This is a genomic window from Stenotrophomonas sp. DDT-1, assembly GCF_001580555.1.
GTDB classification, from domain to species: Bacteria; Pseudomonadota; Gammaproteobacteria; order Xanthomonadales; family Xanthomonadaceae; genus Stenotrophomonas; species Stenotrophomonas sepilia.
Genome location: NZ_LEKR01000076.1, coordinates 1 through 9,248 on the forward strand (window position 1 = coordinate 1; position 9,248 = coordinate 9,248).

At 67.6% G+C, this 9,248-nt stretch carries 8 protein-coding genes and 1 riboswitch; of the genes, 5 read left to right on the forward strand and 3 right to left on the reverse strand.

The window, feature by feature from the left end:
- Positions 1–140: 140 nt before the first annotated feature.
- Both AB839_RS20560 and AB839_RS20565 read right to left on the reverse strand, forming a co-directional pair.
- A complete protein-coding gene (locus AB839_RS20560; protein WP_061480742.1) occupies positions 141–578 on the reverse strand; it encodes a hypothetical protein in 438 nt (145 codons plus the stop codon).
- Between the two features lie 43 nt (positions 579–621).
- On the reverse strand, positions 622–2,469 hold the full coding sequence (locus AB839_RS20565) for a patatin-like phospholipase family protein (RefSeq protein WP_061480747.1): 1,848 nt from the start codon (positions 2,467–2,469) through the stop codon (positions 622–624).
- A gap of 233 nt (positions 2,470–2,702) precedes the next feature.
- Between AB839_RS20565 and AB839_RS20570 the strand changes: the two genes are divergently transcribed.
- The 4 genes from AB839_RS20570 to pncA all read left to right on the forward strand — a co-directional run bounded on the left by AB839_RS20570 (position 2,703) and on the right by pncA (position 7,034).
- Positions 2,703–3,758, forward strand: coding sequence for a bifunctional nicotinamide-nucleotide adenylyltransferase/Nudix hydroxylase (locus tag AB839_RS20570; protein ID WP_156476704.1), 1,056 nt, complete (start codon positions 2,703–2,705; stop codon positions 3,756–3,758).
- Between the two features lie 65 nt (positions 3,759–3,823).
- Complete coding sequence (locus AB839_RS20575) at positions 3,824–5,233, forward strand: nicotinate phosphoribosyltransferase (RefSeq protein WP_061480744.1); 1,410 nt, start codon at positions 3,824–3,826, stop codon at positions 5,231–5,233.
- 94 nt (positions 5,234–5,327) lie between these two features.
- A riboswitch (cobalamin riboswitch) is annotated at positions 5,328–5,542 on the forward strand.
- Between the two features lie 138 nt (positions 5,543–5,680).
- On the forward strand, positions 5,681–6,352 hold the full coding sequence (locus tag AB839_RS20580) for an epoxyqueuosine reductase QueH (protein WP_061480745.1): 672 nt from the start codon (positions 5,681–5,683) through the stop codon (positions 6,350–6,352).
- Between the two features lie 55 nt (positions 6,353–6,407).
- Positions 6,408–7,034, forward strand: a complete 627-nt coding sequence (gene pncA / locus AB839_RS20585; protein WP_061480746.1) for a bifunctional nicotinamidase/pyrazinamidase — start codon at positions 6,408–6,410, stop codon at positions 7,032–7,034.
- A gap of 287 nt (positions 7,035–7,321) precedes the next feature.
- On the opposite strand, the gene purU is transcribed toward pncA, so the two are convergent.
- Positions 7,322–8,173 carry a formyltetrahydrofolate deformylase gene (gene purU, locus AB839_RS20590; protein ID WP_061480748.1) on the reverse strand — a complete coding sequence of 284 codons (852 nt, stop codon included), beginning with the start codon at positions 8,171–8,173 and terminating at the stop codon, positions 7,322–7,324.
- A 114-nt stretch (positions 8,174–8,287) separates the two neighbouring features.
- Here purU and AB839_RS20595 point away from each other — a divergent pair, with 114 nt between their 5' ends.
- On the forward strand, positions 8,288–9,199 hold the full coding sequence (locus AB839_RS20595) for a LysR family transcriptional regulator (protein WP_061480749.1): 912 nt from the start codon (positions 8,288–8,290) through the stop codon (positions 9,197–9,199).
- The last annotated feature ends 49 nt before the right edge of the window (positions 9,200–9,248 follow it).

Sequence of the window (9,248 nt, forward strand, 5' to 3'; positions counted from 1 at the left end):
CCCGCCCCGAGGCACGCCTCGGGCCCATGCGGCTCACGCCCCCTGCAACCGGCCCACCCCATCCGGATGAATTCTCAGTCTGGAATGCATCCACGCGTGGCGTGGCTCTACTGGTAGGTGCCAACCCTGGTTGGCGCGTTTTAGTCCCAGAACACGGTCAGTACGCGGTGGCCTTCCGAGGGTTTGGGGGCGTCGACGTGCTCGCCGTACGGCCAGCCTTCGCCCACACCGTCGCATTCCAGACCCTGCAGCCAGCCTTCCACGGTCTCGACGTCGGCACTGGTCAGCACATGCACGTTCTCGGCAGCAGGCCATTCGCTGTCGTCTTCCAATGCACTGCCCCAGTCCTGGTGCAGGCCGACGTACACGCCTTCCACTTCAGGCTTCGCTGCAATCACGGCCAGGCGCGCGTACACCTCGGCAATCGGCGGGCGACCGAAACCCCATTGGTTGGGCGCGATGCATTCTTCGAAATCATTGCCTTCGAAGTACGCAGCCAGTGGCACCACCGGCAGGTGTTCCGGGTCGCGAGTATCGAGGCGTTCAAGCAGATCCAGCAGTTCCTGGCGGGCAGACATCCACAGCTCCTTGCAACATGAAGCACGATTGTATTGATCGCGCTCAGTAGATCGGCGTCACCTTCATCTGCGGCAGCGGGCGCGGTGCGCCGTCGGTCAGGTCCGGGCCAAGGTCTTCCCAGGTGCGGCCCTGCTCGACCATCTGCGCCCACAGCAGCTGCGAGCCGCGACGCTTGTCTTCCGAGCCCAGCTTGTACGACGGTGGCGTCGGCTGACCGCTGGCGACCATCGCGTACGCCGCGCGGTAGGCCAGCACCTGCTGCGCCGGATCATCGGTGCGGGCCACTTCCAGCGTGTAGCGCTGGTAGGCCGAGGCCAGGTTGCGCCAGCGGATCCAGTAGTGGTTCTCGAACGAGAACGAACAGAAGCGCGCACCGGCCAGGCTGCCCTTGTCGGCGATGCGGGTCAGCACCTCCTGCGGCATGTCCAGGTTCATGCCGCCTTCGTCGCCCTGCAGGCTGACGTGCACGATACGGTCGCGGTAACCCGGCGCGCGTGCCTGCAGCAGGTCACGCCAGTTCTGCATGGTCGCCACGACTGCGAACAGGAAGCGCCCCAGCTCGGCTGCGGCGAGCGGCGTGGCAATGGACTGGTAATGCCGTTGCCATCCGTGGCGGTTTTCGGTGGGCAGGAACACGGCACGTTCCAGCGCCTGTCGGCCATCACTGCCGCGGCCCACGTCCTCGGCATGCTGCGGGTAGACCAGGTTGATGGCGAAGGTCGGCCAGCGCGGTAGCGCGGCATCAAACAGATGGATCGGGAAGTTGCTGCTGATGCCGCCATCGGAGAACCAGCAGATGCGGAACGCGGTGATCACCGGGCCGCAGGTCTGCCCGGCGCTGGTCAGCCCTTCCATGCTGTCGGCCACGTTGTGTTCCTCGTCGGCGGCAGGTGCAGTGGGTTCGCAGCGGCGTTCGCGGCGCGAGGGCTCATGCAGCGGCACCGCGCTGATCAGCAACGGGAAGCTCAGGCTCATGCGCGTGGCCACCAGCACCGGCAGCTTCGAACCCTGCGGCAGGTGGTAGTACCGGCGCCCTTCCACCTCCAGCGGCGGGCCGGCCTGCGTCACCAGCCACTGCACCACGCTGGCGGGGAACAACTGCTCGAATTCCTCGCGCAGGAACCAGAACTGTGCGCCGCCCAGCGGCAGTGTGCGTGGTTCGTTGTGCGACACGCAGGTGGTGATCATCTGCAGGCTGATCGCATGCGGGCTGTCCGGCTCGCCGGCATAGCGCGGCGCGTCGTGCAGGTCGGCAAAGGTCAGCGGTGCATCCAGCGGCTTGCCGGACAACTGCTGCAGGCATTCGTGCAGCCACTCGGTCAATGCCGGTTTACGTGCATCGCGACCGAGGCCACTGCACAGGCCCAGCAGGTTGCGCCGGGCCACGCGCGCAACGCGCAGTGCGGCTCCGGCCACGCCTGCACCGTAGGCGCACAGCAGCGACGGCAGCAGCGTCGCGGCCACGCCGCTCCAGCCACCGCCCCACCCGCCCAGGCCGAGCAGCAGCGCCAGCGACACCAGCACTTCCAGCGGCGCGATCTCGAATACCGCCACCGCCAGGCACAGCAGCTTGTGCGGCAAGCTGGCATTGCCGGTCAGCACCACCAGCAGCCGATAGGCCGCACGCGCGCCCCGCGCCGGTTGGAACAGGCTGTAGATGAACCCGCGCCGCGACAACTGCGCCGACACCGCCGACAGCCCGCCATAACCGGCATCACCGGGCAGGTGCTCGCCGGCCTGCTGGCGCCGATCACCGTATGCCGCCGCAGCCGCCACCGCCGCAGCGATGGCGCCGGCAGAGGTGCCGCCGATGCTCTTGAACCGATACTCGCGTGCCAGCGCCAGTACCGCGTTGGGGTACACGATGCCGCTGGTGATGCCGCCTTTCATGACCAGATCGCAGTACTTGTCCGCCACCGTCTTGCCCCCGAGCCTACCGTCCGCCGCGTGGATGCCAGTATGGCGCAGCGGCTTCTCAGGGCCTGAGAACACCACCGCAGTCCGGGCAGGAATCTGCAGCGTTCAGCAGATGGCAGGCCTGCAGGCTTGACCGGCTCCACCATCGGCGTAGCATCTGCAGCAAGCCAAGGGACAGACCCGCGGCTGCCACAACGACATGAGGGATTCTCATGGAATTCGACTATCTCGTCTTCATCGGGCGATTCGAGCCCTTCCACAACGGCCACGCCGCCGTTGCCCGCCTGGCCCTGAGCCGGGCCCGCAAGCTGATCTTCCTGGTCGGCTCTGCCGATGCCCCCCGCAGCCTCCGCAATCCCTGGACCGTGGCCGAACGCGCCGTGATGATCCAGGCCGCCCTCGATGGCCACGCCGACCGCCTGCTGATCCGCCCGCTGCGTGACCACCTGTACAACGAAGCACAGTGGATCGCCAATGTGCAGCGCCAGGTGGCCGACGCCCTGCGCAACGACGGTGCCGCCGCTGATGCAAAGGTGGGCCTGATCGGCATGGACAAGGATGCCTCCAGCTACTACCTGCGGGAGTTCCCGCAATGGCCGCTGGTGGACGTGCAGCACACCGCCACCCTGTCGGCCACCGAGCTGCGGCGCTACCTGTTCGAAGCCGGCGACGTCGACTTCCACGGCGCGCTGCTGATGCTGCGTGGCAATGTGCCGGCGCCGGTGTACGACATGCTCGAAGCGTTCCGCAAAAGCGCGCCTGCGTATGCCCAGCTGGTGGCCGAGTACCGCTTCATCGAACAGTACAAGGCCGCCTGGAAGGATGCGCCCTACGCGCCCACCTTCGTCACCACCGATGCGGTGGTGGTGCATTCGGGCCACGTGCTGCTGGTGCGCCGCCGTTCGGAGCCCGGCAAGGGCCTGTGGGCGCTGCCCGGCGGTTTCGTTGGCCAGGAGCAGAGCCTGCTGGACAGTTGCCTGCGCGAACTGCGCGAGGAAACCCGCCTTAAGATTCCGCTGCCGGTGCTGAAGGGTTCGCTGAAGGGCCAGCAGGTATTCGACCACCCCGACCGCAGCCAGCGCGGCCGCACCATCACCCACGGTTTCCACTTCGAATTCCCGGCCGGCGAACTGCCGCCGGTGCGCGGTGGCGACGACGCCGACAAGGCGCGCTGGATACCGGTGAGTGAGGCGTTGGACATGGGCCCGCAATTGTTCGAAGACCACCTGCACATCCTGGAGTATTTCCTCGGCCGCGGCTGACCTGCCCGGCTCTCCCCACCGGCGGATAGACCGCTGGTGTCACTCGACGCGAAGGAGCTTCCGTCATGCACTACCTCGATAACCTTCTCCTCAACACCGACAGCTACAAGGCCAGCCATTGGCTGCAGTACCCGCCGGGCACCGATGCCACGTTCTTCTACGTGGAATCACGTGGCGGCCTGCACGATCGCACGGTGTTCTTCGGCCTGCAGGCGATCCTCAAGGACGCCCTGGCACGGCCGATCACCCACGCTGACATCGACGACGCTGCTGCGGTATTCGCCGCCCATGGCGAGCCGTTCAACGAAGCCGGCTGGCGCGATATCGTCGATCGGCTCGGCGGCCACCTGCCGGTGCGCATCCGTGCCGTGCCCGAGGGCGGCGTGGTACCCACCCACCAGGCACTGATGACCGTCGAGTCGACCGACCCGGCTGCGTTCTGGGTGCCGTCGTACCTGGAAACACTGCTGCTGCGCGTGTGGTACCCGGTCACCGTGGCCACCATCAGCTGGCATGCACGGCAGACCATTGCTGCGTTCCTGCAGCAGACCAGCGACGATCCGCAGGGGCAGCTGCCGTTCAAGCTGCACGACTTCGGCGCCCGCGGTGTATCGAGCCTGGAATCGGCCGCGCTGGGTGGTGCCGCACACCTGGTCAACTTCCTCGGCACCGACACCGTATCGGCCCTGTGCCTGGCCCGCGCGCACTATCACGCGCCAATGGCCGGTTATTCGATTCCTGCCGCCGAGCACAGCACCATCACCAGCTGGGGCCGCGAGCGCGAAGTGGACGCCTACCGCAACATGCTGCGCCAGTTCGGCAAGCCGGGCGCGATCGTGGCAGTGGTGTCGGACAGCTATGACATCTACCGCGCGATCAGTGAGCACTGGGGCACGACGCTGCGTGATGAAGTGATCGCTTCGGGCGCCACCCTGGTCATCCGCCCCGACTCGGGTGACCCGGTGGACGTGGTGGCCGAAAGCCTGCGCCGGCTGGATGAAGCGTTCGGCCACACCCTCAACGGCAAGGGCTACCGCGTGCTCAACCACGTTCGGGTGATCCAGGGTGATGGCATCAATCCGGATACGATCCGCGCCATCCTGCAGCGCATCACCGACGACGGCTATTCGGCCGACAACGTGGCCTTCGGCATGGGCGGCGCCCTGCTGCAACGACTGGACCGCGACACCCAGAAGTTCGCGCTGAAGTGCTCGGCAGCACGGGTCGAGGGTGCGTGGATCGACGTCTACAAGGACCCGGTCACCGATGCCGGCAAGGCCAGCAAGCGTGGCCGCATGCGCCTGCTGCGGCGCCTGGATGACGGCAGCCTGCACACGGTGGCGTTGCCTCCCAGCGGTGACGAGGCGCTGCCGACCGGCTTCGAGGATGCGATGGTGACCGTGTGGGAGAACGGGCGCCTGCTGCACGACCAGCGCTTGGATGAGATCCGCACGCGGGCTGCGGCGGGGCATTGACCGCGTATCCCGGGGCCAGCGCCCGTTGCCACGCAACGGGCTCCAGACCCTGCGCTCTTGACCGGCGCCACCAACAGGTCCACCTTGCACACGCCGAAGGTATCCCTGCCGTGGCTGGATGGCGGCAGGGAGTTAAACGGGAATCCGGTGAAGGCGCTTCGTGCGCCCATTCCGGAGCTGCCCCGCAGCGGTGAATGGAAACGAATCCTGCCAACAGCACTGGGCTCGCGCCTGGGAAGCGGCAGGGAGTAGGTGGGCTGCGGCCCGTGTCCATCAGCCCGAATACCGGCCCCGGCCGGGGGACACGACCGTCCCCTGATTCGACCTGGACTCTCCGCGGGGAGGGTGCCGGGGCCATCACCAGCCTGCATGTGCAGGCGGCGTGGCCGCGCGCGTCCTGTTCACGGTAACCGGCCAGACCGCTCCCACGCCCTGACGCACGCCACGATGACCGAGTTCCAACGCCCCACCCTGACCCTGCCCGCCGATGGCAAGCGCCTGCTGCTGCATTCTTGCTGCGCGCCGTGCTCGGGCGAAGTGATGGAGGCGATCACCGCTTCCGGGATCGACTACGCGATCTTCTTCTACAACCCCAACATCCACCCGGTGAAGGAGTACGAGCTGCGCAAGCAGGAGAACATCCGCTTCGCCGAGCAGCACGGCATCCCGTTCATCGACTGCGACTACGACACCGACAACTGGTTCAGCCGCGCGCGTGGCATGGAGAACGAGCCCGAGCGCGGCATCCGCTGCACGATGTGCTTCGACATGCGTTTCGAACGCACCGCGCTGTACGCGCACGAGCACGGCTACGACACCATCAGTTCGTCGCTGGGCATCTCGCGCTGGAAGAACATGGCGCAGATCAACGACTGCGGCATCCGTGCGGCGTCGCGCTATGAAGGCCTGCAGTACTGGGACTACAACTGGCGCAAGGGCGGCGGTGCCAGCCGCATGATCGAGATCAGCAAGCGCGAGCAGTTCTACCAGCAGGAGTACTGCGGCTGCGTGTACTCGCTGCGCGATGCCAACCGCCATCGCCGAGAGAACGGCCGCGAGCGGATCCGGATCGGCCTGCTGTACTACGGGCAGGACGCTGAGGCGCCGCAGGGCGATTGACGTGCAGGCATGGGGCGGCCACGCTGGTCGCCCCTTCTGTTGTACCGGAACCGCCATGACCGCCCTGCCCGCCGATGTCGCCCTGCTTGTGATCGACCTGCAGCCGGACTTCATGCCGGGCGGTGCGCTGGCCTGCGACCAGGGCGATGCGCTGGTGGCACCGATTGCCGATCTGTTGGCGCAGCGCCGCTACCGCACCGTGGTGGCGACCCAGGACTGGCACCCGGCCGACCACGCCTCGTTCGCCAGCCAGCACCCCGGCAAGCGACCGTTCGAGACCATCCTGCTGCACGCGCAGCCACAGACCCTGTGGCCCGACCATTGCGTGCAGGGCAGCGATGGCGCCGCGCTGCACCCGGGCGTGGACTGGACCGTGGCCGACCTGATCCTGCGCAAGGGCACCCGCCCACAGGTGGATTCGTACAGCGCCTTCCGCGAGAACCACGGCGCCGATTGCGAGCGCCCGGCCACCGGCCTGGCCGGCTGGCTGCATGAGCGCCGCATCCGCGAAGTGCACGTGTGCGGCCTGGCACGCGACTACTGCGTGCTGTGGAGCGCGCAGGACGCGGTGAAATCCGGCTTCCGGGTGAAGTTCCTGTGGGACCTGACCCGGCCGGTGACCGAAGCCAACGACGCGATGGTGCGCGAAGCGCTGGGCAAGGCGGGGATCGCGATCGTCTGAGGCGTGACCGCCGGGCATGGCCCGGCGCTACCGCGCACGTCGCTTATGCCGCTTGCGCGCTCCTGCCCACAACAACACAATCGATTCATCCAGCCCCCTAACTACGCCCCCCTACAGATCGCGGGACGGCCGAACCGGGGGCTTTTCATTGGATGAAATCAGGATTCGGTAGTGCCGGCCGCTGGCCGGCAACCTCGGGATCTCTGCAGTTGCCGGCCAGCGGCCGGCACTACCGGATAGCACCCGTGGTAGCGCCGGGCCATGCCCGGCGGACGCGGGATGGGCGATTACCGGAACACCACCGTGCGATGCCCATTGAGCAGGATGCGGTGCTCCACATGGCGGCGAACCGCGCGTGCCAGCACCAGCGATTCGGTGTCGCTGCCCAGCCGCACCAGCTCGCGCGGCGCCATGGCGTGGTCAACGCGGGCCACGTCCTGTTCGATGATCGGGCCTTCGTCCAGATCCTCGGTGACGTAGTGCGCGGTGGCACCGATGATCTTGACCCCGCGCGCGTGCGCCTGGTGATAGGGCTGCGCGCCCTTGAAGCTGGGCAGGAAGCTGTGGTGGATGTTGATCGCACGGCCGGCCAGCGCACGGCACAGCGTGGGGGACAGGATCTGCATGTAGCGCGCCAGCACCACCAGGTCGATGCGCTCACGCTCGACCAGGTCGATGATCTGCTGCTCCTGCACCGCACGCGTATCGGCGGTCACTGGCAGGTGGTGGAACGGTACCTGGTAGGACGCGGCCAATGGCGCGAAGTCGGCGTGGTTGGACGCCACTGCCGCGATGTCGACCTTCAGCTGGCCGCTGTGGGCGCGGAACAGCAGGTCGTTGAGGCAATGCCCCTGCTTGCTGACCAGCACCAGCAGGCGTGCCCGGCGGCGGCCGTCATGCAGCTGCCAGTCCATGCCGAAGCCTTCGGCAAGTTTGGCCATCGCGGCATGCACGGTCTCCAGCGGCAGGCCGGCGTCGCGGTCGAAATGCACGCGCAGGAAAAAGCGGCCGCTTTCCTCGTCGCCGAACTGCTGGGCGTCGAGGATGTTGCAGCCGTGGTCGAACAACAGGCCGGACACACGGTAGACGATGCCGGTACGGTCGGGGCAGGACAGGGTGAGGATGGAGTCGGGGCGCATCGCCACAGTGTAGGCCAGCAGGGTGTCGATCGGAGCGATGGTCACCGATGCAAGCGAAGGGCTTGGTTCTGTCCCAAGCGATACTTGGCCATCACCGTGGCAAGCTGGTCGGTCATGAACCTGTTGCAATTGATCCGCAGCTTCACCCGCACCGCAGAGACCGGCAGCATCGCCGCTGCGGCCCGTACCCTTGGCATCAGCGCCACCGCTGTCGGCCAGAACATCAACCGTCTGGAGGCCCATCTGGGCGTACGGTTGCTGAACCGGAGTACGCGCCAACTCGCCCTCAGCGAGGCCGGCGCGCTGTACCTGGCGCAGGTGCGCCATATCGAGGGCGACCTGGCGCGCGCGCAGGCGAGAGTCACTGCCGGTGATATCGAACCGGCCGGGCCGCTGCGCATCGCCAGCAGCAGCGCGTTCGGTCGCCACGTGCTGGCACCGTTGCTGCCGTCGCTGCAGCAACGCTACCCGCAGCTGCAGCTGGAGCTGCGCCTGACCGACCGCGCCGTGCAGCATGGTCCAGAGGCGGTAGATGCCAGCATCCGCATCGGCGCGCAGCTGGAGGACGGTGTGGTCGCACGGCAGCTGGCGCGCGTGCCGTTCGTGTTCTGTGCCGCGCCGGCCTACCTGCAGGCCCATGGCACGCCGCAGGAACCCGCCGAACTGGGTCGCCATCGCGGGCTGCTGCACCGCTTCCCGACCGATGGCCGGCCGCTGCGCTGGGGCCTGCTGAAGGACGGCCAGCGCGTGGACGCCGCGCTGCCACCGAGCATGGTCTGCGATGACATCGATGCGCTGGCGACGCTGGCGGCGGCCGGTGCCGGCATCACCCGGCTCGCCGCATTCGTGGCCGAGCCGTACCTGCGCGATGGCCGCCTGCAGGCGGTGTTCGGCGCCGACACCGCGTGGCGCCCGGAACCGATGGAAGTCTACTTCTGCGTCAGCGACCGCCGCGATTTCACCGCCAAGATCCGCGCGCTGTTCGAGCACCTGCAGGCCGGCATGGCGCCGGCCTGGCGGGTGTGAGCCTCAGCGCGCCTTGAACACGCCACGCGCCTCGCGCGGCTCGCAGCGC

Excerpts from the sequence above, each read along its gene's own strand:
- AB839_RS20565 (WP_061480747.1), bottom strand. The coding sequence starts at position 2,469 with ATGAAAGGCGGCATCACCAGCGGCATCGTGTACCCCAACGCGGTACTG.
- purU (WP_061480748.1), bottom strand. The coding sequence starts at position 8,173 with ATGCGCCCCGACTCCATCCTCACCCTGTCCTGCCCCGACCGTACCGGC.
- AB839_RS20575 (WP_061480744.1), top strand. The coding sequence starts at position 3,824 with ATGCACTACCTCGATAACCTTCTCCTCAACACCGACAGCTACAAGGCC.
- AB839_RS20560 (WP_061480742.1), bottom strand. The coding sequence starts at position 578 with ATGTCTGCCCGCCAGGAACTGCTGGATCTGCTTGAACGCCTCGATACT.
- AB839_RS20595 (WP_061480749.1), top strand. The coding sequence starts at position 8,288 with ATGAACCTGTTGCAATTGATCCGCAGCTTCACCCGCACCGCAGAGACC.
- AB839_RS20580 (WP_061480745.1), top strand. The coding sequence starts at position 5,681 with ATGACCGAGTTCCAACGCCCCACCCTGACCCTGCCCGCCGATGGCAAG.
- pncA (WP_061480746.1), top strand. The coding sequence starts at position 6,408 with ATGACCGCCCTGCCCGCCGATGTCGCCCTGCTTGTGATCGACCTGCAG.